20 protein-coding genes and 2 tRNA genes are annotated in these 25,858 nt (G+C 55.7%); 10 read left to right on the top strand and 12 right to left on the bottom strand.

Going from position 1 to position 25,858, the window contains the following annotated elements:
* Positions 1-3: 3 nt before the first annotated feature.
* The 3 genes from HMPREF2796_RS03350 to HMPREF2796_RS03340 all read right to left on the bottom strand — a co-directional run bounded on the left by HMPREF2796_RS03350 (position 4) and on the right by HMPREF2796_RS03340 (position 3,567).
* Positions 4-249 carry a glutaredoxin family protein gene (locus tag HMPREF2796_RS03350; RefSeq protein ID WP_070630943.1) on the bottom strand — a complete coding sequence of 82 codons (246 nt, stop codon included), beginning with the start codon at positions 247-249 and terminating at the stop codon, positions 4-6.
* A 10-nt stretch (positions 250-259) separates the two neighbouring features.
* Positions 260-1,069 (bottom strand): tRNA pseudouridine(38-40) synthase TruA, encoded by an 810-nt coding sequence (truA, locus tag HMPREF2796_RS03345; protein WP_070630941.1) that lies wholly within the window; start codon positions 1,067-1,069, stop codon positions 260-262.
* A 416-nt stretch (positions 1,070-1,485) separates the two neighbouring features.
* Positions 1,486-3,567, bottom strand: a complete 2,082-nt coding sequence (locus HMPREF2796_RS03340) for a FimV/HubP family polar landmark protein (RefSeq protein ID WP_070630939.1) — start codon at positions 3,565-3,567, stop codon at positions 1,486-1,488.
* Positions 3,568-4,067: 500 nt separating this feature from the next.
* Between HMPREF2796_RS03340 and HMPREF2796_RS03335 the strand changes: the two genes are divergently transcribed.
* The 3 genes from HMPREF2796_RS03335 to HMPREF2796_RS03325 are packed head-to-tail and all read left to right on the top strand — an operon-like array spanning position 4,068 to position 5,539.
* Complete coding sequence (locus HMPREF2796_RS03335) at positions 4,068-4,361, top strand: YciI family protein (protein ID WP_179209346.1); 294 nt, start codon at positions 4,068-4,070, stop codon at positions 4,359-4,361.
* Positions 4,358-4,624: a BolA family protein gene (locus HMPREF2796_RS03330; protein ID WP_070630937.1), complete on the top strand. Its 267-nt coding sequence runs from the start codon at positions 4,358-4,360 to the stop codon at positions 4,622-4,624. The genes HMPREF2796_RS03335 and HMPREF2796_RS03330 overlap by 4 nt, the downstream gene beginning before the upstream one ends.
* 48 nt (positions 4,625-4,672) lie before the next feature.
* Complete coding sequence (locus HMPREF2796_RS03325) at positions 4,673-5,539, top strand: peptidyl-prolyl cis-trans isomerase (protein WP_070630935.1); 867 nt, start codon at positions 4,673-4,675, stop codon at positions 5,537-5,539.
* Positions 5,540-5,687: 148 nt separating this feature from the next.
* Here HMPREF2796_RS03325 and HMPREF2796_RS03320 read toward each other — a convergent pair whose 3' ends face one another.
* Positions 5,688-6,914, bottom strand: a complete 1,227-nt coding sequence (locus HMPREF2796_RS03320; RefSeq protein ID WP_083308632.1) for a chloride channel protein — start codon at positions 6,912-6,914, stop codon at positions 5,688-5,690.
* 250 nt (positions 6,915-7,164) lie between these two features.
* Positions 7,165-7,839 (bottom strand): multidrug efflux system transcriptional repressor MtrR, encoded by a 675-nt coding sequence (locus HMPREF2796_RS03315; RefSeq protein WP_070630934.1) that lies wholly within the window; start codon positions 7,837-7,839, stop codon positions 7,165-7,167.
* A 261-nt stretch (positions 7,840-8,100) separates the two neighbouring features.
* On the opposite strand from HMPREF2796_RS03315, the gene HMPREF2796_RS03310 reads away from it, so the two are divergent.
* The 3 genes from HMPREF2796_RS03310 to HMPREF2796_RS03300 all read left to right on the top strand — a co-directional run bounded on the left by HMPREF2796_RS03310 (position 8,101) and on the right by HMPREF2796_RS03300 (position 14,196).
* A complete protein-coding gene (locus HMPREF2796_RS03310; protein ID WP_070630931.1) occupies positions 8,101-9,375 on the top strand; it encodes an efflux RND transporter periplasmic adaptor subunit in 1,275 nt (424 codons plus the stop codon).
* Positions 9,376-9,389: 14 nt separating this feature from the next.
* Complete coding sequence (locus tag HMPREF2796_RS03305) at positions 9,390-12,638, top strand: efflux RND transporter permease subunit (RefSeq protein ID WP_070630929.1); 3,249 nt, start codon at positions 9,390-9,392, stop codon at positions 12,636-12,638.
* Between the two features lie 61 nt (positions 12,639-12,699).
* Entirely contained in the window at positions 12,700-14,196 is a 1,497-nt protein-coding gene (locus HMPREF2796_RS03300) for an efflux transporter outer membrane subunit (RefSeq protein WP_070630928.1), read from the top strand.
* 57 nt (positions 14,197-14,253) lie between these two features.
* Here HMPREF2796_RS03300 and HMPREF2796_RS03295 read toward each other — a convergent pair whose 3' ends face one another.
* Positions 14,254-14,448, bottom strand: coding sequence for a hypothetical protein (locus tag HMPREF2796_RS03295; protein ID WP_003824293.1), 195 nt, complete (start codon positions 14,446-14,448; stop codon positions 14,254-14,256).
* Between HMPREF2796_RS03295 and HMPREF2796_RS03290 the strand changes: the two genes are divergently transcribed.
* Positions 14,447-14,845: a hypothetical protein gene (locus HMPREF2796_RS03290; protein ID WP_070542027.1), complete on the top strand. Its 399-nt coding sequence runs from the start codon at positions 14,447-14,449 to the stop codon at positions 14,843-14,845. The two genes, HMPREF2796_RS03295 and HMPREF2796_RS03290, sit on opposite strands and share 2 nt — an antisense overlap.
* A gap of 228 nt (positions 14,846-15,073) precedes the next feature.
* Positions 15,074-17,107, top strand: a complete 2,034-nt coding sequence (locus tag HMPREF2796_RS03285) for a M3 family metallopeptidase (protein ID WP_070630926.1) — start codon at positions 15,074-15,076, stop codon at positions 17,105-17,107.
* Between the two features lie 621 nt (positions 17,108-17,728).
* On the opposite strand, the gene HMPREF2796_RS03280 is transcribed toward HMPREF2796_RS03285, so the two are convergent.
* Positions 17,729-17,803 (bottom strand) — tRNA-Glu (locus HMPREF2796_RS03280).
* Positions 17,804-17,813: 10 nt separating this feature from the next.
* A tRNA-Arg gene (locus HMPREF2796_RS03275) sits at positions 17,814-17,890 on the bottom strand.
* A 267-nt stretch (positions 17,891-18,157) separates the two neighbouring features.
* On the opposite strand from HMPREF2796_RS03275, the gene dapE reads away from it, so the two are divergent.
* Positions 18,158-19,294: a succinyl-diaminopimelate desuccinylase gene (gene dapE, locus HMPREF2796_RS03270; RefSeq protein WP_070630923.1), complete on the top strand. Its 1,137-nt coding sequence runs from the start codon at positions 18,158-18,160 to the stop codon at positions 19,292-19,294.
* A 302-nt stretch (positions 19,295-19,596) separates the two neighbouring features.
* Here dapE and aceF read toward each other — a convergent pair whose 3' ends face one another.
* The 4 genes from aceF to HMPREF2796_RS03250 form a co-directional block, all read right to left on the bottom strand.
* The gene (gene aceF, locus HMPREF2796_RS03265) at positions 19,597-21,213 is read right to left on the bottom strand and encodes a dihydrolipoyllysine-residue acetyltransferase (RefSeq protein ID WP_070630922.1); all 1,617 of its coding nucleotides are present in this window, start codon (positions 21,211-21,213) and stop codon (positions 19,597-19,599) included.
* Between the two features lie 57 nt (positions 21,214-21,270).
* Positions 21,271-21,888, bottom strand: a complete 618-nt coding sequence (locus HMPREF2796_RS03260) for a hypothetical protein (protein ID WP_064104907.1) — start codon at positions 21,886-21,888, stop codon at positions 21,271-21,273.
* Between the two features lie 71 nt (positions 21,889-21,959).
* Positions 21,960-24,644 (bottom strand): pyruvate dehydrogenase (acetyl-transferring), homodimeric type, encoded by a 2,685-nt coding sequence (gene aceE / locus HMPREF2796_RS03255; protein ID WP_003824283.1) that lies wholly within the window; start codon positions 24,642-24,644, stop codon positions 21,960-21,962.
* Between the two features lie 329 nt (positions 24,645-24,973).
* Positions 24,974-25,573: a Smr/MutS family protein gene (locus tag HMPREF2796_RS03250; RefSeq protein ID WP_070630920.1), complete on the bottom strand. Its 600-nt coding sequence runs from the start codon at positions 25,571-25,573 to the stop codon at positions 24,974-24,976.
* Between the two features lie 131 nt (positions 25,574-25,704).
* Between HMPREF2796_RS03250 and HMPREF2796_RS11745 the strand changes: the two genes are divergently transcribed.
* On the top strand, positions 25,705-25,827 hold the full coding sequence (locus HMPREF2796_RS11745) for a hypothetical protein (RefSeq protein WP_256388659.1): 123 nt from the start codon (positions 25,705-25,707) through the stop codon (positions 25,825-25,827).
* The last annotated feature ends 31 nt before the right edge of the window (positions 25,828-25,858 follow it).

Genomic DNA, 25,858 nt, shown 5'->3' with positions numbered 1-25,858 from the left:
CTTTCAGGTAGCCTTTGCGTTTTGCAGCACCGCCAGTAATTTGGCTTCGTCCAAATGCCAATGACAGATTTCCTCGCCCTCATGCAGCAACACCGGCACAAGCTCGTTATACCGCGCTTCCAGTTCCGGATCTTCATCTACATCAAACACCTGCAACTCAAAACCATACGCTGCCTGATACGGCTGCAGGGCAGCGCGCATCTGGTGGCACAGGCTGCAATATTCGCGAAACATTAAAGTTAAAACCATCTGATTTTCCTTACCAATCGGGAAACAGCCAGGCGGGCGGCAGCGGTGTGACCACACCGAACTGCGGCGGGTAGTCGATGCCGGTAAGATACAGCCCGTCGGGCATAAAAGTGGGCGGTGCGAGCTTGCGGCTGCGGGCGGCCAGCAGCCCGGCAAAACCGTCCACACTCAATTTACCACAGCCCACATACACCAGCGCGCCCATCAGGTTGCGCACCATGTGGTGCAAAAACGCATTACCGTGAAAATCCACCGCCATCAATTCCGGCGTGCCGCACAAAGCTACGCGGTATAGGGTTTTCACCGGCGATTTGGCCTGGCATTCGGCAGCGCGGAAGCTGGAAAAATCGTGCTCGCCCACCAACAGCGCGGCAGCTTGGCGCATGGCGGCCATATCCAAGGCATAATGCGTCCACCCGGCACGCCCCACCAACAACGGCGAGCGCACCGGCGCCGACTGCAACAGATAACGATACCGCCGCCCGCAGGCATCAAAACGGGCATGAAACTCCGGCGCTACATCCTGCACCCGCCACACGGCCACGCCTTCGGGCAACAGCGCATTCACGCCGCGCACCCAGGCCTGATCCGGCCGCTGCGCAGCAGAATCGAAATGCACCACCTGCGCGGTGGCGTGCACGCCGGTATCGGTGCGCCCGGCCGTTACCACGCTGATGCGTTCCTGCGCCAATTCGCTCAAAGCAGCTTCCAAGGCGCTTTGCACGGTGGCAATGCCGTCTGCCTGCTTCTGCCAGCCGAAAAAACGGCTGCCATCGTAACTGACAAACAAGGCGCGGCGTTTGATAGAAGATGGGTTCATATTCTTGAGGTTATTTGGTTGTATAGTGGATTCAAATGAGCATGGGGCAAGGTGGCAAGCCGCAGGCAAGATGAATCATGCGGCAGCGAGCCAACTCAGCAGCATTCCCGGTTTAATTCACCATCGCTTCGCTGTAGCCCATGCTTTCAGGTAGCCTGTGCTTGGGAAAGGCTACCTGAAAATCAGATAACGGTATAACTGGGCTGGTTGGCATGATTACGCCAGCAGAGTGCTGTGTACAGCAGTTTTACGCCTGCCATCTGACTGATCACTGTGAGCCGAAGCCAGCCTACTCTTTTCAGGGAGCCTCAATACCGTTTGAGCAGGCTACCTGAAAACGAAAATAACATTGGCAAGCAGCTGCCCCGTATAGAAAAACCCGGGCGGAACTGCCCGGGTTGCTGTGGCTGGCCGGATTACTGGCCGATGTCATTCAACAATTGCTGTGCCTCAGCCTGAATGCTGCTGCCTTCTGATTCGTTAATCAGTTCCATCAGCGTCTGGCGGGCGGTGTTGGCATCGTCGATTTCCAGATACATTTTAGCCAGTTCCAATTTGGCTTCCAGCGCCTCTTTCGGCAGCGGACCAGCGCTAACCGGCTCAGTATAAGCCGAAGCAGGCTGGCTAACTTCCAACGGCGCGGCTTGAGCCGGGGCAGCCGGTGTGCTGTCAAAGTCCAAATCAAAATCCATCACATTGGATTCATCGGCAGGTACGGCAGCTTCTTCAGCCACGCTGCTTACGCTTTCAGTCTCCAAGCTCGGCACATCGAAGGAAATGGTGTTGTCCATTTCCGGCACTGCCGGCTGGGCAGGCTCGGTCACTTCAACAGCAGCCGGGACTTCTGCTTGGAAGGTTTGGGCAACCGGAGTTTCATCCAATACCCAATCTAACTCTTCCGGAGCAACCGGCGCGGCCTGCGCCTCAAGCGCGGGCTGGGCAGGGGCTTGAGCCGGAGCAGCCGGCTCTTCAACGGCAAAATCCAGCCATTCGTCATCCGAAGCAGCAGGTTCGGCAGCAGCAGGAGCAGCCGGGGCAACTGGTGCTGCGGAGGGCTGTTCGGATTCCTCCAACCAGCTCCAATCATCGGCTGCAGCCTGCTGGGCGGCAGCTTCCGTGCTGGGGGTGCTGCCCAGCTGCTGCTGTTCGTCCAAGTGGCTCAAATCCAAGCCCAAATCCTGTTCGCTTACCGTTGCAGGTTGCGCTGCGGCAGGGGCAGCCGGCTGACTAACCGGTGCAGCGGCAGCGGGAGCAGCCGGAGTAGCGGAAAGGCTATCGGAATGGTCGGTTACGCTTTCAAAATAGAGACCATCATCGTCGTCATCCGCATGATCATCACCACGGGCGGGAGCTGCGGTCTTACGGCGGCGGTTCATCAAGAGATAAGCCAAACCACCCAAGGCCAGCAGGCCACCACCACCGTAGAGTGCCATCTGAGTGATGTCCATGCCCTCTTCTTCCATCGGCGGAGTTTCTACCACTGGCGGGGCAACCTCAACCGGAGGTGTTTCTACCACCGGCTCAGACACCATCATATCGGAAGCCTGCTCCGGCAAGCTGGCACCCATATCGGGCAGCGCGGCAGAAGCCGGCGCTTCAGGAGCCACGTCGCTAACCATAGGCGGAACGGCAGGCTGCTCTTGAGGCGGCTGCTGAACCGGCGGCTGGGCAGGCTGTTGCGGCTGAGGTTGTGTCTGTTCAACAGGCGGTGCGGGAGGAGCAGGCGGAGTAACCGGCGGAGTCGGTTGGGTTTCCACTGTTGGCTGTTGGCGTGCTGGAGCAGTATCGGCTGCCGGGCGCTCTTCCTGTGCACGGGTGCTTACGCGGCGCGGCGGATTGTGTGCCAAACGGCGCAGGGTATCGCCGTCAGGGATAGTAAGGGTAGCACCGCGATACATCAAATCAGGGTTGCCATTGCGGAACGCACGGGGGTTGGCAGCCACCAAGGCATTGATGGTTTGACGCAAAGTCATACCAGACGGTTTAACGCGCTGTGCAATATCTACCAGCAATTCGCCGTCTTTAATCTGATAGCTTTCTCCAGTAATCTGCACCGGCGCTTCGCGGCGATCAGCAGCGCGGCGATGCCGCCTAGATTCAGCAGAATGGCGACGGCTCGGTTCGGCCTCAACACGGCGCTCACGGCGTGAACGGGAATTGTCGGAGGCAGACTGATAATCGCGGGGGTCCAACATAGCGGTATATTGGTGGTTTTGATTACCCACGCCCAACCAGAAAGTCATCACCGGTTCTTTAATTGGCGCATTGGAACGCAGATGGATAACGGCACGGTCACCGCTTCGCCGCGATACCGTGGCTTGCAGATTAGCACCGTTGACGGTGGGTTTGGCTGAAGCCAAAGCGCGCGCCTCATCGCCCGTTACCACCACTGTGGCGGAAAACGGCTCGTTCAAGCGCGACTGAACCTGCAAACTGCCCAAAGCGGCATGGGCACCAACAGAGGCTACCAAACCCAGGGAAGCCGCGATCAGCTTCATTTTATACTGCTTACAAAACATCAAATCCCCCTTACAACCTAAAGTCATGCACAGCTAACCTTCTGAACTAACAGAAAAATACAGAGCCAAGTAAGCAAAATCTCAGCCTGAAAGCGGCAGTTGTGCAACGGATTAAAATCTCTAAACCCAGGTATCATATCGTTTATTTCCTATTTATGCCAAGCCATTTCTGCTATTTAACCCGATTTTCTATACAGGAATGAAACATTTTTAATTATTTAATAGACTCCCTGCATTTATATTCTGATGCGTTTACACTGTTGCCAATACATACTCCCCATCCTCAGCTTTACGATATTTAAGTGCAGAATTTCCATATTTGCTTTAAGATAAAGACCTAATCTCGCACTTGCAAATTGCCAGATTACAGGATTACAGAATGATGCAAGGTGCGGGCAGCCAGGCAAAATTATCTACAGATTAAACGGCGGCAAACGCCTTTGCCTAATTTTCCGAATTTATTGATCAAGAGAAACCGAATTATGTTGTTCATGCTGATGGCCTCCGATGTGGCCGATTCAACTGAAGCCAGATTAGCTGCCCGCAGCGCCCATTTGGCGAGACTAGAAAAACTGGCTGAAGCCGGCCGGCTGGTTTTGGCCGGTCCCTGCCCCTTGCCCGAGGGCGAAACCGGCTTTTCAGGTAGCCTCATCGTAGCCGACTTTGCCTCTTTAGACGAAGCTGAAGAATGGGCGGGGCAAGACCCCTATGTAGAAGCCGGCGTATATGCCGAAATCCTCATTCGCCCGTTTAAGAAAGTGCTGCCTGCATGAGCGCGCAAACCATCCGCCAGCGTCTGGAAGCCGCCTTTTCTCCTAGTTTGCTTGAACTAACCGATGAGAGCCATTTGCACATCGGCCATGCCGGCAACCAAGGTGGCGGGCATTACCGGGTTCATATCGTCAGCGCCCAATTTGCCGGTATGAACCGCGTTGCCCGCCAGCGTATCATCCAACAGGCATTGCACGATTTATACCCCTCCCAAATCCACGCACTGAGCATCCGTGCGCAAACACCGGAAGAATACGAGCCGTAAAATCCTTTATAATCCGGCTATAACCATTTTGAACTTGAGGACGACAACATGAAACGAACTTCGCTTGCACTACTGCTGACCACCGCCTTAGCCGCCGCACCGCTGGCCGCGCAAACTGTTGTAACCGTAAACAATACCCGCATCGACAGCTCCGCGATCGACCAGCAGGTGAAGATTATTAACGAACAAAGCAACGGTCAGGTAACCGACTCTCCAGAGCTGCGTGAAAACATCGCCCGCCGCCTCGTTACCCGCGAACTGATGATTCAAGAATCACGCCGCCTGCGCCTAAACGAAAGCCCCGAATTCAAACAAATCATTGAACGTGCCCGCACCGATGCCCGCACCAGTGGCGAAGACCGCAAACCCACCTTCCGCCAAGATTGGGAAACCTTTGAAGGTAACGTAACCGCCCAAGCCCTGGTGGCACACATCCTGCGCTCCAACCCAGTAACCGACGCCCAGGTGCAACAGGCCTATCAGGAAATCACCAACCGCTATCGCGGCACGCAAGAAGTTAAACTTGGCGAAATCATCCTCAACAACCGCGATAACGCCCAAAAAGCCGTAGCCGATCTCCGACGCGGCCGCCGCTTCACCGATGTGGCCCGTCAATACACCATCGACACGCCAAGTCGTGCCAACGGTGGCATCAGCCCCACTTTCACCCCGCTGAAAGATTTGGAAGAAGGCGCACCCATGGTGTATAACGCCGTGAAATCACTCGGCCAGGGCAAATTCACCGAAACCCCGGTGGAAAGCAACGGCATCTTCGCCATCTTCTATATGGAAGCCAAACGCCCCGTTCGTGTGCCACCGTTTGCCCAACTGAAACCGCAAATCCAGCAAGATTTGCAAAACTTGCTGATCGAGCAGGAAATTGCCCGCCTCTATCAACAGGCTAATATCCGCTAAGCTTATTCAGTACAGCAAAGGCTACCTGAAACTTCAGGTAGCCTTTTGTTATGCCTGCTTATGGCAGCTGGAAGAAATCGGCAGCGGCATGACAATACCGCCGTTTTATTTTCAGGTAGCCTTTCAATCCGCCCCACCCTCAAATTGCCTACTTCATCGGTAATGCCCGATACACCAGCAAAGTCAGCATCAAACACAAACACAGCGGCAGCCACAGCGCGGTTGACTGGCACGACAATTCCAGCATAAACACCAATGCAGTAATCGGCATTTTCTGTGCCACACCCAAAAATACTGTTGCCCCCACAAATGCCGCAGCGCCTATGTCTACCCCAGGCAGCCAAACATTCCAAACGCAGGCCGCTAAAAATGCAATCAGCCCACCCAGCATCATTGAAGGCGTAATCCGCCCACCGTAAGCCCCGGCCAGCGTGGCCAACAACAGCGCCGCCCACTTCGCCGCCAGCAGGCCAAAAGCCTGCCGCCAGCCCAAAGTAGCCTGAAAACTCAACTGATTACCAGCCTTACCGTTGCCCATAATTTCTGGAAAATACCAAGCCATTAGCCCGATCAGCGCAAATGACAGCAAAGCCACCCACACCATCACCGGTTTGCGCCGCGGAATTTCAGGTAACCTGTCCATACTCCGTTCAAATGCCCACACGCCCAGCGCCAACAAAGGCGCAGCCGCCAGCGCCCACGCATTAAACCACTCATCCGGCAAAGGGAAATTCAGCAGCGGATACTGAATCACATCGCCCAACGCCGCGCGTACCACCAACACCGCCGTGCCGCAAGCCAACAGCGCCGCCAGCAGCCGCTCGCGCGACCACGATAACAACAAGGTTTCCAAAGCAAACACCGCCGCCGCCAACGGCACGTTGTACACCGCCGCCAAACCTGCACCCGAAGCACAGGCCAGTAAGATTTTACGCTCTTCCTCATCCAAACCCCGCGATGCCGCCCAGCGCTCCGCCAACGCCGCACTGATTTCACGCGGCGCCACTTCACGCCCCAGCGGTGAGCCCAAGCCCACGGTAACAATCTGCAGCAGCGCATGAATCAGCGTGGCTGCCAAAGGCATTCTCTGCCCGTTCGCCACCGCCGTTTTAATCGATACCAAAGGCGAGGCCAGCCGATGCAGCATCACCCAGCCCACCCCCACCAAGCCGCCGCACAACAGCAGCACCGTCAAGCGCCGCAGCGGCGAGCTCTCCTCCACCATCACGCGATACGACAACTCTATATTCAGTGGATACCCAAACGCCAAATGCTGTACCGTGTGCAGCAGCAACGTCAGCACAATGCCGGTAATACCGGCCGCCGCGCCGATAAGCAGCAGGGAGAAGATTAACTTGGGAGACAAGATTTTCATATGGCAGATTTTGAGAAGCGCAAACGGTAATAAACGGCTTTAGGCTACCTGAAACTTGCCGAGCCGTTTATGCAGATGGTTTTCAGGTAGCCTGTATAGCGGATTGCCAGCAAATTGGCCTGTTTTGCAGCAATGTATATACGGCTGCTCTGCTTGCAAAATCCTGCTATAAAACGGCTTCAGGCTACCTGAAAATCTCTGCATCGTTTGGCAGACGGTTTTCAGGTAGCCTGTATGAGGTATGGAAATCTTAGGCCTTATGTTGCCGCATACTCAGCGGCAGGGGTTTGGAAGATTGGGTACACAAAGCCGGCGCATGCTGCAATGCACCCATAGCGGTGCGGATGATCTGCGGCGCGGTTTTGCCGATGCTGAATTGCTCGGGCATATTCATCCAAATGCTCATCAGCCCGCTAATCACCGACATCATAAATATCACGGCCAAATTAATATTCAAATCTTCCGGCAGCTTTTTCTGTTGCAGGCTCAGAGTCAGCACATCAGTGAGCTGGCGCTGCCACATATCCTGATAGCTGCGCATAATTTTTACTACAGAATGGTTCTGCTCAGTATATTCGCACTTTAAGTGGATGATATTGCAAAACTTCCTTACGGTTTCATCGGCTTCCAGCTTTTGAAACAAATTAATGGTAGCGACTTCAAAACTTTCCCAAATATCAGCTGATTGGTTTTCTATATCGTGCGCCAGCTCGCTCGATATTTCGGCAAATACTTGTTGAAACAAACCTTCAAACAAATCTTCTTTATTTTTGAAATGCCAATACAGCGCGCCACGTGTTACACCGGCAGTTTGAGCGATTTCGTTTAGGGATGAACGGCTAACTCCTCTTGTATAGAATGTATCCAAGGCTGCCTTAAGTAGGTAGTTGCGTGTTTTCTGCGCTTCAACTTTTGTTTTTCTCATCATTATTTCCAGATCATTAACTGGTTTATTTATTAATTAATTCTGTCATGCCTAGAGCAGGCTTTCAAGCTCACTTGCAGCCTGCCCACGCAATAATGTTGCTTTTTAGCATATTAGCATTTCTCCACCTAAACGGCTATAGACAACATACAACAATGTATGTAGGATTCTATTTTATTCTCTGCGGCTGCTTTTGCCTTTCCAGGCCCTAAGCAGCCATAATTCATTAACTAAACATCAACTTAATCTAAGGCCATCATAATGACACTTTTCAGCATATCAGGGAAAACAAGCTTTCGGCTGAGCGCAATCGCCGTGGCTTCCGTATTGGCGCTGTCTGCCTGCAGTAAAGGCGAACAGCAGCAGCAACAAGGGGCACCAGAATTAGTGGTAAGCGTGCTTACCGTAAAGGCAGAAGACACCACAATCAGCACTGAGCTGCCCGGCCGCTTGGAATCTTTTCGTTCTGCTGAAGTGCGCCCGCAGGTGAGCGGCATCATCAAACGCCGCCTGTTCCAAGAAGGTAGTTATGTACAGGCCGGCCAGGCGCTGTATCAACTGGACGACGCCAGCTACTCAGCCGGCCTTGCCAGCGCACGTGCCCAGCTGGCTGCCGCCGAAGCCGCTCAGGCTAAAGCCAATGCCGATTTGGCACGCTACCAACCCTTGGTGGCCGCCGATGCCATCAGCAAACAGGAATACGATGCTGCTGTGGCCGCACAACGCTCTGCCGTGGCTAATGTGAACGCTGCCCGCGCCGCCATCCGCTCGGCACAGGTAAATGTAAACCACGCCCGCATCACCGCGCCGATTTCCGGCTATATCGGCCGCTCCAACGTATCTGAAGGTGCATTACTCACTGCCGGCGGTGCAACCGTGTTGGCCACCATCCAGCAAACCAATCCGATGTATGTGAACGTTACCCAGTCTGCGCTGGATGTGATGAAACTGCGCCGCCAGATTGCCGAAGGCCAGATGAGCGCGGTAAACGGCGCGGTGGAGGTAACCATTATTCTGGAAGACGGCAGTGAATACCCGCAAAAAGGCCGACTGCTGTTTACCGATCCGACCGTAAACGAAACCACCGGCCAGGTTTCCCTACGTGTGGAAGTGCCGAACGATGACAACATCCTGCTGCCCGGCCTGTATGTGCGCGTACGCCTGCCCCAAGCGCAGGCCAATAGTGCCTATCTCATCCCGCAGCGTGCTGTTACCCGTGGTGCGAAAGACACCGTGGTTGTCGTGGCCGCCGACGGCTCAATGCGCCAACAGGAAGTAACCATTGCCGGCCAAAGCGGCAACAACTGGATTATTACCGGCGGGCTGAAAGACGGCGACAAAGTGGCCATGGACGGCACCATGATTGCCGGCATGATGGGGGCACAAAAAGTGAAAACCCAGGAATGGCAAGCTTCGCAGCCGCAGCAATCCGCCGCGCCTACCGCTCCGGCCAAGCCCAACAGCGCTTCTGCTCCGGCCCAATCCGGCGCGGCAGCTTCTACTCCGGCCGCCCAATCCGCTTCCCAAGCCAAATAAAGGGGCGTGCGTAAATGGCTAAATTCTTTATTGACCGACCCGTGTTCGCATGGGTTATTTCCATCTTTATTATTTTGGCGGGCGTACTGGCCATCCAAAAACTGCCGGTATCGCAATATCCATCTGTTGCCGCGCCTACGTTCAACCTCACCGCCACCTACCCCGGCGCTTCCGCCCAAGTGATGGAAGACAGTGTGTTGGCAGTGATAGAACGCAATATGAACGGCGTGGAAGGCTTGGATTATATGTCCACTTCCGCCAACTCCAGCGGTTCAGGTAGCGTCACCCTCACCTTCACTCCCGACACCGATGAAGACGTGGCGCAGCTAGAAGTGAACAACAAGCTGAACGAAGTATTGTCCAGCCTACCCGCTACCGTGCAACAATACGGCGTAAACGTATCCAAATCCCGCTCCAACTTCCTGATGGTGGTGGCACTCTCTTCGCAAACCCAAGATTTGGAAGAAATGGCCGACTACGCCAAACGCAACATCGTGCCCGAATTGCAGCGTGTTGAAGGCGTGGGTGCAGTACGTCTGTTTGCGGCCGAGCGCGCCATGCGTATTTGGGTAGACCCGCAGAAACTGCAAAACTTCAACCTCTCTTTTGCCGACGTTTCCGCCGCCATCAGCGCGCAAAACGTGCAAATTTCCGCTGGCTCGCTCGGTTCGCTGCCGGCCAGCCAAGGGCAAACCATTACCGCCACCATCACCGCCGACGGCCAGCTCAGCACGCCGGAAGAGTTCGGCAACATCATCCTGCGCAGCAACACAAACGGTGCCAACGTTTATCTGCGCGATGTGGCCAAAATCGAGCTGGGTTCGGAGGACTACTCTACCAGCACCCGCCTCAACGGCAAGCCGACCGTTGGTATGGCCGTGATGCTGTCCAACAGCGGTAACGCCACTGCCACTGCCACGCTGGTAAAAGAACGTATGGCAAAATTGGAGCAGTATTTCCCCGGTGATGTTACCTGGAGCGCCCCGTACGATACGTCCACCTTTGTGGAAATCTCCATCGAACAGGTGGTACACACCTTGGTGGAAGCCATGGTGTTGGTGTTCATTGTGATGTTTGTGTTCCTGCAAAACATCCGCTACACCCTAATCCCTACCATCGTGGTGCCGATTTCACTCTTGGGCGGTTTTGCCGGCATCTATTATTTCGGCATGTCAATCAACGTGCTGACTATGTTTGCCATGGTGCTGGTAATCGGTATCGTGGTGGACGATGCCATCGTGGTGGTGGAAAACGTGGAACGCATCATGTCGGAAGAAGGCCTACCGCCGCGTGAAGCCACGCATAAGGCCATGGGTCAGATCTCCGGCGCCGTGGTCGGCATTACCGCCGTGTTGATTTCCGTGTTCGTACCGCTGGCCATGTTCAGCGGTGCCACCGGCAAAATCTATCAGCAGTTTGCCATCACCATGGTACTCTCCATTGCCTTCTCCGCTTTCCTCGCCCTGTCGCTCACGCCGGCCTTGTGCGCTTCATTGCTCAAACCGATTGAGAAAGGACATCACGAGGAAAAAACGGGCTTCTTCGGCTGGTTCAACCGCAAATTCACCGCCGGCAACAAGCGCTACGAAGGCTGGGTGGCCGCCCTGCTACACCGTGCAGGCCGTATGTTGATTGTGTACTTGGCTCTGGTGGCTGCCGCCGGCCTGCTCTACACCCGTATCCCGTCTTCCTTCCTGCCGTCGGAAGACCAAGGCAACCTGATGGTCAGCATCCAGCTGCCTGCTGGCGCCACCAAAGAGCGTACCGACAAAACCCTGCTGGCCGTGGAACAGATTGCTCAAAATACACCCGGCGTGAAAGATATATTTACCGTATCCGGCTTCAGCTTTTCAGGTAGCGGCCAGAACATGGCCATGGGCTTTGTGATTTTGAAAAACTGGGACGAACGTAAAGGCTCGGGCGAAGACGCGGCCAGTATTTCTCAAAAACTGACCGGTGCCTTCATGGCCAGCGGCATGATCCGTGACGGTTTCGCCATCGCCGTGAATCCGCCTCCCATCCGCGAGCTGGGTAACGGCGGCTTGGAGTTCTACCTGCAAGACCGCAACAACCACGGCCACCAAGCCTTGGTGGAAGCACGCAACCAGCTGATTGCTGAAATGCGCAAAAACCCGATGTTCGGCGACACCCGTGCCGCCGGCTTGGAAGACGCACCGCAGCTCAAGCTCACCATCGACCGCGCCGCCGCTGCCGCACAAGGCATCAGCATGGCTTCTATCCGCAGCACCTTGGGTACGGCTCTTGGCGGAGCATATGTAAACGACTTCCCCAATAACGGCCGCCTGCAAAAAGTGTATGTGCAAGCCGTGCCCCAGGCTCGTATGCAGGCCGAGCAAATTCTGGCTATGACCGTGCCTAACGGCCAAGGCGTGGCCGTACCGCTTTCCACTGTGGTCAGCGCCTCATGGGAAGCCGGCATGGAGCAGAGCACCCGCTTCAACGGCTATCCCGCCATGTCGATTAGCGGCGCGGTCAAACCCGGCTTCGCCAGCGGTGACGCTATGGCCGAGGTAGAACGCATCGTGTCGCAGATGGACGGCTACAGCGTGGAATGGGCAGGCGAATCGCGCCAACAGGCCAGCGGCTCTTCCCAGCGCACCATGCTCTACGGCTTCGTATTGCTGGCCACCTTCCTCGTGCTGGCCGCCCTGTATGAAAGCTGGTCGATTCCCGCGGCCGTACTGCTGGTTGCTCCCTTGGGCTTCCTCGGCGTGGTGCTGGGCGTGTTCGGCCGCAACCTGTTCAACGGCGTATTCCACATCCGAGAGGTGTTCTTCAACGACATCTATTTCATGGTCGGTATGATTACCGTAATCGGCTTGAGCGCGAAAAACGCGATTCTGATTATCGAATTTGCCAAAGACCTGCAAGCGCAAGGCAAGAGCGCGATGGAATCGGCCTTGGCCGCCGCCCACCTGCGCTTCCGCCCGATTCTGATGACTTCTTTCGCCTTCATCTTGGGCGTGGTGCCGCTGTATATCGCCTCCGGCGCCAGCTCCGCCAGCCAACGCGCCATCGGCACCACCGTATTCTGGGGGATGTCTGTCGGTACGTTGCTGTCGGTGTTCCTGGTGCCGCTGTTCTACGTGTTGGTACGCAAACTGTTTAAACCGTCCCAACACGAAACCGAAATGGCCGCCGCCCACACCAACATCAGCCCCGAGCAGGCCGAACTCTACGTTGCCGCCGCCGAAGAAGGGCTGAACGAAGAAGAGAAACGCGACCTGCATAACGACCAGTAAAACGTTTTCAGGTAGCCTCTGCCGCATTGGAGGCTACCTGAAAACCATAAGGACAAAGCACATGAGAACAACCGTTTTAAAACCGATTGCCGGCAGCCTCGCCTTCAGCCTGCTGCTCTCCGCCTGCACCCTCGCGCCGCGCTATCAGCAGCCAGAAGTAAACGTGCCCGCCGGTTTCCGCTACGACACCGCCGCCGGCCAAAGCAGCCGCGCCGCCGACACCGGCTGGGAAGATTACTTTGCCGACCCGCGCCTCAAATCCCTGATTACCCTGGCGCTGCAAAACAACCCCGACCTGCGCATGGCCGCCCTGAATGCCGAAGCGGTACGTGCCCAATACGCCATCACCCGTGCCGCCTCCCTGCCAGGTATCAATGCCAGCGGCACCGGCCAACGTGCCCGCGTAGCGCAGGATTTGAGCGCCACCGGCCGCTCCTACATTGCCGAATCCTACAGCGTAGGCCTCGGCATCGCCTCCTATGAGCTGGACCTGTTCGGCAAAGCCCGCAGCAACAACCAAGCCGCACTGCAAGGCTATTTCAGCAGCACTGCCGCCCGCGATTCCGCCCACCTCGCATTGGTTTCCGCCGTGGCCAAAGCCTATTTCAACGAACGCTACGCTGAAGAATCCATGAAACTCGCCCAGCGAGTGCTGCAAACCCGCGAGCAAACCTACCGGCTCAACCAAATCCAGCACAATGCCGGCGTGATTTCCGCCGTCAATCTGCGTGAAATGGAAGCCCTGATTGAATCGGCCAAAGCCGACTACGCCGCCGCCCTACGCGCCCGCGAACAGGCACACAACGCCCTGGCCGTGCTGATCAACCAGCCCGTGCCCAATAATCTGCCCGCCGGCCTGCCGCTGAACAAGCAATTCCGCATCACCCAGCTGCCCGCCGGCCTTTCCTCCGACCTGCTGCAAAACCGCCCCGATATCCGAGCTGCCGAGCATAACCTGCGCCAGGCCAATGCCAATATCGGCGCCGCCCGTGCCGCCTTCTTCCCCAGTATCAGCATCACCAGCAGCATCGGTACCGGCAGTACCGAAATGAATCGCCTGTTCGACGGTATAAACCGCACCTGGGTGTTCTCCCCCACCATCAAAGTGCCCATTTTCAACTGGGGCAGCCTGCGCGCCAGCCTAGACGTGGCCAAACTGCGCCAGCAATCGGCCGTGGCCGCGTATGAAAAAGCCGTGCAGTCCGCCTTCCAAGACGTATCCAACGCCCTGGTGGCGCGCGAAACCCTGCAACAGCAATACAATGCCCGCGTGCAAACCCAAAAAGCCTACAACGACCGCCTGCGCCTGATTAATCTGCGCTACCGCCACGGCGTGTCCAGCTCGCTGGAAGTGCTCGATGCCGAACGCAGCAGCTACTCCGCCGATGCCGCCGTGCTCGCCACCCAGCTTTCCATGCTGGAAAACCTGGCCGACCTCTATAAAGCCCTCGGCGGCGGCCTCAAGCAGCACACCGAAGCCACTCCGGCCGTAGCGGCAACGCCGGCCCAAGCCGCAGCAGAAGCCGCATCTGCTTCCGCCGAATCAAACGGCAAATAATCCGGCTGCCCGCCTGACGTTTTCAGGTAGCCTACCCTGCCGACCCTTCCGCAAATATTATGGAAAGGTCGGCAGTTTTTTATCCGGATTCACGCCGCAACTGAGGCTACCTGAAAACTTGAGGCTACCTGAAACCGGCACCTTGGCCATAGCCAAAACCATGATTTTCCCTACCAAGTCGAATACAGTACAAACAGCACCAAAAGGCTGGTTCACGCGGTAGAAGGTGAAATGCGCTTTGGCTATAATCATGCCCACTTTTCAGGTAGCCCCAATCCACACCATGCCTTCTCCCACCACCCTTTCCGCCCTGCTCTTCCAAATGCAAAACCGGCTCGGTATGTATATCAACCCGCCCACGCTTCCCAGCCTGATGAACTTCATCAGCGGCTACACCATGGCCACCCGCTGCCACCATATCGACGAACCCGACACCCTCCGCCCCTTCCACGATTTCGTTGCCCAACAACTGGGCTATGCCGAATCCACCGCCGGCTTTGCCAACATGATCCTGGCCTACGTCTGCGGCTTCAGTCCTGCCGATATCGATTGGCCGGATTTCCTATCCCAGCCGATTTCCACGCAGCAGCACGCCCAAGCAGTAGAACTATTTTACCGGCTGCTAAAAGCCCACCAACCAGCCCATTGAGCCATCCGCCCAAGGCAGTATCAGCAAAGGCTACTTGAAACCACATCGCTAAGCGTAACAGCCTCAACCCGCCAAATCTCACAACAACCGGATGTTCATTTTCAGGTAGCCTCAAGCCAGTTCAAACCCAGGCTACCTGAAAACACCAATTAACCCCGCCACAGCCCTTGTGAAAACCCGCCCCGCCCCTATTTGCCCGTATCATCCCCATCATCCAAAGGACAACCCGTGAATCCCCTGCTCCAACTTGGCGAAGAGCCGCGTTTCGACCAAATCCAAACTGCCCACATCCGCCCCGCACTCGAATCCGCCCTCGCCGAAGCCCGTGCCGGCATTGCCGCCGTTAAGGCTCAAAGCGAAGCCACCTGGGGCAACACCGTGGAAAAACTCACCGACATCACCGAACACGTCGGCCGCATCTGGGGCGTGGTATCGCACCTCAACTCCGTGGCCGACACCCCTGAACTGCGCGCCGTGTATAACGAGCTGATGCCGGAAATCACCGTATTCTTCACCGAAATCGGCCAAGACATCGAGCTTTACCAACGCTTCAAAACCATCAAAAGCTCCCCCGAATTCGCCGCCCTAAGACCGGCGCAGCAAACTAAGCTCAACCACGACCTGCGCGACTTCGTACTCAGCGGTGCCGAGCTGCCGCCCGAAAAACAGGCCGAATTCGCCGCCCTGCAAACCGAAGGCGCCCAGCTGGCCGCCAAGTTCTCGCAAAACGTGCTTGATGCCACCGATGCCTTCGCCCTCTATTTCGACAATGCCAAACCGCTCTCCGGGCTACCTGAAGACGCCATGGCCATGTTTGCTGCCGCCGCGCAAGCCGAGGGCAAAAGCGGCTACAAAATCGGCCTGCAAATGCCGCACTACCTCGCCGTGATGCAATACGCCGACAACCGCGAACTGCGCGAAGAGGTATACCGCGCCTACGTTACCCGCGCCAGCGAACTTTCCAATGAAGGCCGGTTCGACAACAGCCCCAACATCACCCGCCGCCTGGAAATCACCCTGCAGGAAGCCAAGCTGCTTGGCTACACCAACTTCGCCGAGCTCTCGCTGGCTACCAAAATGGCCGATTCGCCCGCGCAAGTGCTGGATTTCCTACGCGATTTGGCCAAACGTGCCAAGCCCTTCGCCGAGCAGGACTTTGCCGCCGTGCAGGCCTTCGCCCGCGACACCCTCGCCATTGAAAACCCGCAGCCCTGGGATTTGGCCTATGCCTCCGAAAAACTGCGCCAGGCCAAATATTCGTTCAGCGAAACCGAAGTGAAAAAATACTTCCCCGTGGGCAAAGTGCTCCTTGGCCTGTTCGCCCAAATCAAACGGCTCTACGGCGTGGATTTCACCGAAAAAACCGTGCCCGTGTGGCACCCCGACGTGCGCTATTTCGAACTCTCGCAAAACGGCGCGTACATCGGCGGCGTGTATATGGACTTGTACGCCCGCGAAGGCAAACGCGGCGGCGCATGGATGAACGACTATAAAGGCCGACGCCGCCTGCCCAACGGCCAGCTGCAAAGCCCCACTGCCTATCTGGTATGCAACTTCACCCCGCCCGCAGCAGGCAAAGAAGCCCGCCTCTCCCACGACGAAATCCTCACCCTTTTCCACGAAACCGGCCACGGCCTGCACCATCTGCTCACCCAAGTAGACGAATTGGGCGTGAGCGGCATCAACGGCGTGGAATGGGATGCTGTGGAGCTGCCCAGTCAGTTTATGGAAAACTTCGTGTGGGAATACGATGTGCTGCGCGGCATGTCCGAACACGAAGACAACGGCGCACCGCTGCCGCAGGAATTGTTCGACAAAATGCTCGCCGCCAAAAACTTCCAACGCGGTATGTTCCTCGTGCGCCAGATGGAATTCGCCTTGTTCGATATGCTGATTTACAGCGAAACTGATCCCGCCCGTCTTTCCCGCTGGGCTCAAGTGTTGGACAACGTGCGCCGCGAAGTGGCCGTGGTGCAGCCGCCCGCCTACAACCGTTTCGCCAACAGCTTCAGCCACATCTTCGCCGGCGGCTACTCGGCCGGCTACTACAGCTATGCCTGGGCTGAAGTGCTCAGCGCTGATGCCTACGCCGCATTTGAAGAAAGCGGCAATGTAGCCGAATGCGGCCGCCGCTTCTGGCAGGAAATCCTCGCCGTGGGCGGATCGCGTAGCGCCGCCGAATCCTTCCAAGCCTTCCGCGGCCGCGCCCCCAGCATCGATGCCCTACTCCGCCATAGCGGCTTCGATTTGAATGCTGCCTAAACCGTAGGATAGAGAAAAGGCTACCTGAAAACTTTAGCGTTGCAGAAACTGCGCCTCGCTTCGTTTTCAGGTAGCCTTTTTAATTTAACTCAATAAATAATCAATAATTTTCTGCAATTAAAATCTTTCAATTCTGGCACTCAATACATCGCCTGCATATTGTCTACTTGATAACACAGTAACCCTTTGGCAAAAGGAATATTGGTCAACCACTCAGTCTATTCCATCTCGATTTTGTTTGCTCATACTTCTCCTTGCGGTTTTGTACGAAAATGAAATCACCCGGTTAATTACAGGCAAACTATTGATTGCATGATGGTGTACTTGGGCAAACCACATACAGATTGTTTTTTACTGATTAAAGCCATGATAAAAGCCCTCTCAGATAAATTAAAGAAAGCTTTTGCAGTATAAGCGAGATGTTGAGGAGTTTTATTTAACTGCCCAATACAACCTCTGAATCTAAATCCCATGCGATTGTGGCTAAAACTGAACAGAAAACGAACTACTGGGGATGAACCACAAAGATAAATTAACAGAATAGCGAACATACTAACCTGTTAATTTTTATAGATAAAAATTAAACCCCTACTATCTTCTAGTAAGGGTTTATTAAGAATATGGCACGCCCAGGGGGAATCGAACCCCCGTTACCGCCGTGAAAGGGCGATGTCCTAACCGCTAGACGATGGGCGCGGATAAATTATGGCGCACCCGGAGCGATTCGAACGCCCGACCCTCTGGTTCGTAGCCAGATACTCTATCCAACTGAGCTACGGGTGCGCTTTGAAGTTTTGGATTATAGTTAGGCTTACTTTTTAAGTCAAGCTATTTCGCCGAAAATATTCTCTATTTATGCACAATATTGGCTAGCTATTTCATTCGTCAGTAAAAATAAATGCGCTGAAAGCTATTTCATCAACAGCTTTAAATTGTGTGGTTTCATTTTCAAGTAGTCTTTCCCAGTTTGCAGGCTACCTGAAACTTGGCAAATTCCGGCAAACCCGCTATAACCCAGCCTCATCACTATCCATCCCAAATTCTCCCCATATGCCCGAAACAGCCTCTCTCCAGCTAGCCAAGCAGCTTATCGCCCAAGCCTCCGTTACCCCGGACGATCATGGCTGCCAAGAGATCATTGCCGAACGCCTGCGCGCCATTGGCTTTGCTATCGAACCCATGCCCTTCGGCCGTACACAAAACCTGTGGGCACGGCACGGCAACAATACGCCTCTCGTGTGTTTTGCCGGACATACCGACGTTGTTCCGCCTGGCCCAGCCGAAACATGGACATCTCCGCCGTTTCAGCCCACTGAACGCAACGGCAAACTCTACGGGCGCGGCACAGCCGACATGAAAACTAGCATTGCCTGTTTCATTACTGCCTGCGAACGCTTTATTGCACAGCATCCACAATTTTCAGGTAGCCTCGCCCTACTAATTACTTCAGACGAAGAAGGCGACGGCCAAGATGGCACCGTGCGCGTGGTTGAAACCCTACACCAACGCGGTGAGCATATCGACTATTGCATCGTCGGCGAGCCTACCGCGGAACACATCCTGGGCGATACCATCAAAAACGGTCGTCGCGGCTCACTTTCAGGTAGTCTCACCATCCATGGCAAACAAGGCCATATCGCCTACCCCCACCTCGCCACCAACCCCATTCACCTTGCCGCGCCCGCTCTAGCCGAGCTCACTGCCGAACATTGGGACAACGGCAATGCCTACTTCCCGCCCACCGGCTTCCAAATTTCCAATATCCACGCCGGCACTGGCGCCACCAACGTCATCCCGGGCGAGCTATTCGTTCAATTCAACTTCCGTTTCTCCACAGAAACCGATGCTGAAAGCCTGCAACGCCGGATAAAAGCCATATTAGATAAGCATCATCTGCACTACAGCCTCCAATGGCAGCTCTCCGGCCAGCCCTTCATTACCGAAGCTGGCCGTCTCATCCAATCCGCTCAAGCAGCCATTGCTGAAGAGTGCAGCATTCAAGCTGCCCTCTCCACCAGCGGCGGCACATCGGACGGCCGTTTTATCAAAGCCATTGCCAACGAACTTATCGAGCTCGGTCCGGTAAATGCTAGCATCCACCAAATCGACGAACACATCGAGCTTGCCGCTATCCCCCGGCTTTCTGCCATTTACGAAAATATCTTGCACCGATTGCTACTCGATTAAACCTGTTGGATATTGCAGCCAAAATGCCACAACGTTTCAGGTAACCTACTGTCCATAGGCTACCTGAAAATTTATTGGCTAATACATGCCATCCTACTAAGGGCTAGCCTAGCCATATCAATGGCTCAAAGCAAATGGAGCAAATATGCCTGCAGATATTGCAACTGCTGTACCATGATCCTTAATAGCCCTACTCTCCTCCAAGCTGGAAACCTAAAAATAGCAATACCCCAGCATCACGCCATAACAACAAAAAGGCTACCTGAAAACTTTCAGGTAGCCTTTTAATCATGCCCAAACGCTTACAGGGAAATACGGCGGAAGTCTTTGAGCAGATTGGCCAGGAACACGGTGAAGCGCATGCCGGCTGCGCCGTCGATCACGCGATGGTCGAACGACAGGGAGAGTGGGCACATCAGGCGGGCTTCGAAATCGGAGCCGTTCCATACCGGTTTCATCTGTGATTTGCACACGCCCAAGATGGCTACTTCGGGGGCGTTCACAATCGGGGTGAAGCCAGTGCCGCCGATGCCGCCCAAGCTGGAAATGGTGAAGCAGGCGCCCTGCATTTCCTGCGGTTTGAGCTTGCCTTCGCGGGCTTTTTTGCTCAATTCGCCCAGCTCGATGCTGATTTCTTTAAGTCCTTTTTTGTCCACATCTTTAATCACAGGCACTACCAAGCCATTGGGGGTGTCGGCGGCAAAGCCGATATGGAAGTATTTTTTCAACACCAGGTTGTCGCCGTCGAGCGAAGAGTTGAACTCGGGGAAGGCTTTGAGCGCGGCCACGCTGGCTTTGATGATGAAGGCCAGGGGCGAGAGTTTCACGCCTTCGCGCTCCCACTCTTTGTTGAGCTGTTTGCGGAAGTTTTCCAGCTCAGTCATGTCGGCTTCGTCGTGTACGGTAACGTGCGGAATCATTACCCAGTTGCGCGACAGGTTTTGACCGGAAATCTTCTTGATGCGGCTGAGCTCTTTCACTTCGACTTCGCCGAATTTGGCGAAATCCACTTTCGGCCACGGCAGCAAATCCAAGCCGCCGCCCAAAGAAGCACCGGCAGCTGCAGGCTTGCCTGCACCGCCCTGCATGGCGGCTTTAACGAAGGCTTTGATATCGTCTTTGGTGATGCGGCCTTTGTTGCCGCTGCCTTTCACCAGGCTCAAATCCACACCCAGTTCGCGCGCCAGTTTGCGGGCGGAGGGGCCGGCGTGGGCTTTGGCGAAACCGGCTTCGTTCACGGGTGCGCTGCCATAGGCGGCAGTGGCCGGAGCGGCAGGTGCAGCGGGGGCGGCAGCAGGCGCGGGTGCGGCTTTGGGCGCTTCGGCTGCAGCGGGCGCGGCAGCGGCAGGTGCACCAGAGGCGGCGGCCACGTCGATGATGATGCTGCCTTCAGACACTTTGTCGCCCACTTTGATGTGTACGGCGGTAACGGTGCCGGCAGCGGTGCTGGGCACGTCCATGGTGGCCTTGTCGGTTTCCAGAGTGATCAGGGTATCGTCCACAGCCACGGTATCGCCCACTTTCACTTCCACGGCAATCACGTCCACATCGGTGTGGCCGCCGATATCGGGCACGGCTACCTGAACATTGGCGGCGGCAGCCGGAGCAGCGGCGGGCGCAGCAGGTGCGGGAGCGGCTTCGGCTTTGGGCGCAGCAGCCGGAGCGGCAGCGTCGCCAGCACCGGCGGCTTCCACCAGCACAATCACATCGCCTTCAGACACTTTGTCGCCCACTTTTACCTTCACTTCTTTCACCACGCCGGCGACATCGGCCGGTACGTCCATGGTGGCTTTATCGGTTTCCAGGGTAATCAGGGTGTCGTCCAGCGCGATGGTGTCGCCGGCTTTGACTTCCACGGCAATAATATCTACATTTTCGTGTCCGCCGATATCGGGGACTTTGATTTCTACAATACTCATGAGAGTTCCTTTGGTATTCGGTTGGATATGGTCTGAACAGATTCAGACACCGTTAACTTAACGCCTTCTTCGGCAGCTTACCGCGTCTTGCAATTCCACCGGTTTCAACTCGCCTTGGGTGCTGACTTCATACACGGCCACGGCGCAGCGCCGACCGGACAGGCCGATCACTTCGTAATCGTGCCCGGCCTGGGGCACGAATGAAGCCATGCGGGTGTTGCACGAGCCTTCGTGTTGGATGACGGTTTCGGTAGCGCCTTCCATCGCATTCCGCAAGCCGATATAGGCAGCCTGTACGTTCACAGCTTTGCCGGCCGGCACGGCATACTCGCGGAAAAATGCCCGCGAGAGGATACCGTTCATTTGTCCGATGTTTTTGCTGTGTTCGGTTTCGGCTATGCCCAAACTGCGACTTCTGGCCGTACCGGCAAACGAACCGAACGCATCACCCAAACTGCCGCCCACGTTCACTTTATGGCCGCGGCGGGCTCGCCGATCTTCGGCTTCGCAGTCGATGCCGCTCACCATGATGGTGGGTTTTTGGTTTTGACCGTAAAGGCGCACGCGTGCTTGGGTACTGCTGTCGTAGCTGGTGCTTTCTTCCTGCACCACCGGCGCATTGGAAGCGCAAGCAGCCAGCAAGGCGACGGAGCATACAACGAATAAGGGTTTCATATTTTTCCTTTTCTGTTTTTCAGGTAGCCTCTACCGCAGGGGCAAGGCTACCTGAAAACTTCAGGCCGGGATTAGCGTTTCCAGCTGGGGGCAACTTCGGTTTGAACGCCGTATTTCTCGATGGCTTTCTGCACCACGTCTTTACCCACTTTGCCCTGTTTGGCCAAAGCGTCCAGCGCGGCCACAGCCACATGGTAGCGGTCTACTTCGAAGAAGCTGCGCAGGTTGGCGCGGCTGTCAGAGCGGCCGAAACCGTCGGTACCGAGCACTACATAGTCGCCGTTTTCTTTAGGGATGTAGGCGCGGATGCGGTCGGCGAAGCTGCGGATGTAGTCAGTAGCGGCGACAACCGGACCGGCATGGCCTTGCAGCTGCTGGCTCACGAAGGGCAGTTTCTGCTCGGCAGCCGGGTGCAGGCGGTTCCAACGGTCGGTTTCGATGGCTTCGCGGTGCAGCAGGTTGAACGAGGGGCAAGACCAGATGTCGGCTTCCACGCCGAAATCGTTTTTCAGCAAATCGGCAGCGTGGATCACTTCCTGCAGGATGGTGCCGGAGCCCATCAGCTGAACGCGTTTGTCGCCTTTGCCGCCTTCGCGGAACAGATACATACCTTTGAGGATTTCCTGCTCGATGCCTTTGCGCTGCGGCATGGCGGGGTGGGCGTAGTTTTCGTTCATCAGGGTGATGTAGAAGAATACGTCTTCGTTATCCACGTACATGCGTTGCAGACCGTTGTGTACGATTACGGCCACTTCGTATTGGAAGGTCGGGTCGTAGCTGACGCAGTTCGGAATCAGGTCGGCTTGCAGCTGGCTGTGGCCGTCTTCGTGTTGCAGGCCTTCACCATTGAGAGTGGTGCGGCCTGCGGTGCCACCCAAGAGGAAGCCGCGTGCATGCATGTCGCCGGCAGCCCAAGCCAAATCGCCGATGCGTTGGAAACCGAACATGGAGTAGTAGATGTAGAACGGAATCATGGCGTAACGGTTGTTGGCATAGCTGGTGGAAGCAGCAATCCAGTCGGCCATAGCACCCGGCTCGTTGATGCCTTCCTGCAGAATTTGGCCATCCACGCTCTCTTTGTAGAACATCAGCTGGTCTTTATCCTGCGGGGTGTACTGCTGGCCTTTCGGGTTCCAAATGCCGTATTGGCGGAACATACCTTCCATACCGAAGGTGCGGCTCTCATCGGGCACAATCGGCACGATGCGGCGGCCGATTTGCTTGTCTTTCAACAAAGCAGCCAAGATGCGTACGAAAGCCATGGTGGTGGAGAATTCGCGATCGCCGCTGGATTGCAGCTGGGCGTCGAAGGTTTCCAGAGCCGGAATCGGCAGGGCTTCGTTGTTCGGATTACGTGCCGGCAAGTAACCGCCCAAGGCGTTGCGACGTTCGCGCAGGTATTGCATTTCCGGGCTGTCTTCAGCAAAGCGGAAGTAGGGCAAGTCGCCACTGTCGATTTGCTCGTCGGTTACCTGAATACCGAAGCGGTCGCGGAACTGTTTGAGCGACTTCACATCCATTTTCTTGGCTTGGTGGGCAACGTTTTGGCCTTCGCCGGATGCACCCATGCCGTAGCCTTTGATGGTTTTGGCCAAAATCACAGTGGGGCGGCCGCCGGCGTTATTCACGGCTTCGTGGTAAGCAGCGTAAACTTTGTACGGGTCGTGGCCGCCACGGTTTAAGGCCCAGATTTCGTCGTCAGACATATCGGCCACGAGGGCTTTCAATTCGGGCGTGTTGAAGAAGTGTTCGCGAACGTATGCGCCGTCTTTGGACTTGAAGGTTTGGTAGTCGCCATCCAAGCATTCTTCCATGCGCTGTTTCAGGGCGTGGTTGGTGTCGCGTGCCAAGAGGCCGTCCCAGCGGCGACCCCAAATCACTTTCAACACATTCCAGCCTGCGCCGCGGAAGTTGCCTTCCAGTTCTTGGATGATTTTGCCGTTGCCGCGCACCGGGCCGTCCAAACGCTGCAGGTTGCAGTTAATAACGAAAATCAGGTTGTCCAAGCCTTCGCGGGCGGCCAAAGCGATAGCGCCTTGGCTTTCCGGCTCGTCCATCTCGCCGTCGCCGCAGAAGCACCATACTTTGCGGCCTTTGGTTTTGGCCAGGCCACGAGACTCCAAGTATTTCAGGAAGCGGGCTTGGTAAATCGCCATCAACGGGCCCAAGCCCATGGATACAGTGGGGAACTGCCAGAAATCAGGCATAAGGTGCGGGTGAGGATAAGACGGTAAGCCGTTGCCACCCACTTCTTGGCGGAAGTTGTTCAGCTGATCTTCGCTCAGACGGCCTTCCACAAAGGCGCGGGAATAAATGCCGGGAGCAGAGTGGCCTTGAACATAAATCAAATCACCTTCTTCACCGGCAGCTTCGTCTTTGGCACGCCAGAAGTGGTTGAAGCCCACGTCATACAAAGTAGCGGAAGACTGGAAGGAAGCGATGTGGCCGCCCAATTCCAAATCTTTTTTGCCGGCACGCAGCACCATGGCGGCGGCGTTCCAGCGGATGGCGGCGCGGATGCGGTGTTCCAGCTCTTGATTGCCGGGCGATTTCTGCTCCTTGCCGACCGGGATGGTGTTCAGATACGCGGTGGTGGCGCTAAACGGCAGGTGCACGCCGCGACGGCGGGTGTAGCGCACCAAGTTTTCCAACAGAAAATGCGCCCGCTCCGAGCCTTCGTTTTCTAGCACGGAACTGAGCGCATCCAACCACTCCTGGGTTTCAATCGGGTCGATATCATGTTTTTCGGCAGACATAAATCCTTATCCTCTTTACTTGGGTTAATCAAAGAGCTTCGCTTTTTCGTTTGGCAACACAGCAAAAATCGGCCATAAAAGCATATGCTTAAACAGCCGAACCGGGAAACTGTTGTTTTCCGAAAATTTCCACCGCGCCGACAATGCTGCAACACTCTGTATTTCCGTGGAATATTAACAGTCTTGCGCCTGATTGGCAACGTTTTTATTCAGGCTTTTAAAGCCTTTATTCTTCAAGGCACAAACCCTGTTCCAGTGCCCCGCCGCCTAAAAAATCATCCAAAAACAGCCTGGGATAGCTTATACATAAAACAACAAAACAGAAACGCCTACCCTGCGCGCCGTTTGCGCAATAAAATGAGTACCGCCCCATCGTTCGCACCATGCGGCTCGGCATAAGCCAGCACTTCCGGATGTGCCATCAGCCAGCGGCGCACCAAGCTTTTCAACACCGGCACAAAGCCGTGCGAACCCAGCCCGCTGCCGTGCACGATTTCCGCGCACACCCCGCGCCGCAACACTTCCTCAATAAACTCGCTCAACTCCCGCTGCGCCTCCTCACGCGTGCAGCCGTGCAAATCCAAACGCCCCACGCACGGCCAATGCCCGGCCACCAGGCGGCGGATATCATCCTGCCCGCGGCCATTTTTGCAAAACGAACGTGGCGACTCGTGCTCGCTGTCGGCACTCACGTAGAAATACTCCTCCTCATCCCATTCCATCTCATCAAACCGCCGTTTCAAAGGCTTATTGTCTTTCGGCGCAGCCACCCGATTACTGTTTTTCAGCGGCGTAACCTTGCCCACCGCCGCCGCAAAATCCGGCTCGTCCCGACGCTGCCGCTTAGCCTGCGCCGCAGCCTCTTCCTGCCGCCGCTTCGCCTCCTTGCCCAATTGCTGCAACAGCTTTTGCGTATCCTGTTTATTCATTATCCGGCTCCATATCTAATTTCATCTTTGTCATCCGACTATTTTATAACCGAAGCGGCACAAGCGAATACCTCCACACGATTTTCAGGTAGCCCGATTACAAATAGGCTACCTGAAAAACTTGAAACTTCATGCTGCAACATGGCAATGCCAATCTATCTATGTTTTCAGGTAACCTTTGCCACACAGGAAGGCTACCTGAAAACCAGTTTCGCCACACCCTCCCCGCAGCCGCCCGCATACTTGCGGTATAATCCGGCACAACCATTTCCCTGCCACCCAAGA

The organism is Eikenella sp. HMSC071B05 (assembly GCF_001811325.1).
In the GTDB taxonomy this organism is placed as follows: domain Bacteria; phylum Pseudomonadota; class Gammaproteobacteria; order Burkholderiales; family Neisseriaceae; genus Eikenella; species Eikenella corrodens.
The sequence above is the reverse complement of the archived record's forward strand: the minus strand, read 5'-3'. Positions and strand labels throughout refer to the sequence as shown.

What these genes read in the sequence shown, in the direction of transcription:
- truA (WP_070630941.1), bottom strand. Translation starts at nt 1,069, where the DNA reads ATGAACCCATCTTCTATCAAACGCCGCGCCTTGTTTGTCAGTTACGAT.
- HMPREF2796_RS03250 (WP_070630920.1), bottom strand. Translation starts at nt 25,573, where the DNA reads ATGAATAAACAGGATACGCAAAAGCTGTTGCAGCAATTGGGCAAGGAG.
- HMPREF2796_RS03350 (WP_070630943.1), bottom strand. Translation starts at nt 249, where the DNA reads ATGGTTTTAACTTTAATGTTTCGCGAATATTGCAGCCTGTGCCACCAG.
- aceE (WP_003824283.1), bottom strand. Translation starts at nt 24,644, where the DNA reads ATGTCTGCCGAAAAACATGATATCGACCCGATTGAAACCCAGGAGTGG.
- HMPREF2796_RS03305 (WP_070630929.1), top strand. Translation starts at nt 9,390, where the DNA reads ATGGCTAAATTCTTTATTGACCGACCCGTGTTCGCATGGGTTATTTCC.
- aceF (WP_070630922.1), bottom strand. Translation starts at nt 21,213, where the DNA reads ATGAGTATTGTAGAAATCAAAGTCCCCGATATCGGCGGACACGAAAAT.
- dapE (WP_070630923.1), top strand. Translation starts at nt 18,158, where the DNA reads ATGCCCGAAACAGCCTCTCTCCAGCTAGCCAAGCAGCTTATCGCCCAA.
- HMPREF2796_RS03340 (WP_070630939.1), bottom strand. Translation starts at nt 3,567, where the DNA reads ATGAAGCTGATCGCGGCTTCCCTGGGTTTGGTAGCCTCTGTTGGTGCC.
- HMPREF2796_RS03260 (WP_064104907.1), bottom strand. Translation starts at nt 21,888, where the DNA reads ATGAAACCCTTATTCGTTGTATGCTCCGTCGCCTTGCTGGCTGCTTGC.
- HMPREF2796_RS03290 (WP_070542027.1), top strand. Translation starts at nt 14,447, where the DNA reads ATGCCCACTTTTCAGGTAGCCCCAATCCACACCATGCCTTCTCCCACC.
- HMPREF2796_RS03295 (WP_003824293.1), bottom strand. Translation starts at nt 14,448, where the DNA reads ATGATTATAGCCAAAGCGCATTTCACCTTCTACCGCGTGAACCAGCCT.
- HMPREF2796_RS03320 (WP_083308632.1), bottom strand. Translation starts at nt 6,914, where the DNA reads ATGAAAATCTTGTCTCCCAAGTTAATCTTCTCCCTGCTGCTTATCGGC.
- HMPREF2796_RS03310 (WP_070630931.1), top strand. Translation starts at nt 8,101, where the DNA reads ATGACACTTTTCAGCATATCAGGGAAAACAAGCTTTCGGCTGAGCGCA.
- HMPREF2796_RS03325 (WP_070630935.1), top strand. Translation starts at nt 4,673, where the DNA reads ATGAAACGAACTTCGCTTGCACTACTGCTGACCACCGCCTTAGCCGCC.
- HMPREF2796_RS03330 (WP_070630937.1), top strand. Translation starts at nt 4,358, where the DNA reads ATGAGCGCGCAAACCATCCGCCAGCGTCTGGAAGCCGCCTTTTCTCCT.
- HMPREF2796_RS03300 (WP_070630928.1), top strand. Translation starts at nt 12,700, where the DNA reads ATGAGAACAACCGTTTTAAAACCGATTGCCGGCAGCCTCGCCTTCAGC.
- HMPREF2796_RS03315 (WP_070630934.1), bottom strand. Translation starts at nt 7,839, where the DNA reads ATGAGAAAAACAAAAGTTGAAGCGCAGAAAACACGCAACTACCTACTT.
- HMPREF2796_RS11745 (WP_256388659.1), top strand. Translation starts at nt 25,705, where the DNA reads ATGCTGCAACATGGCAATGCCAATCTATCTATGTTTTCAGGTAACCTT.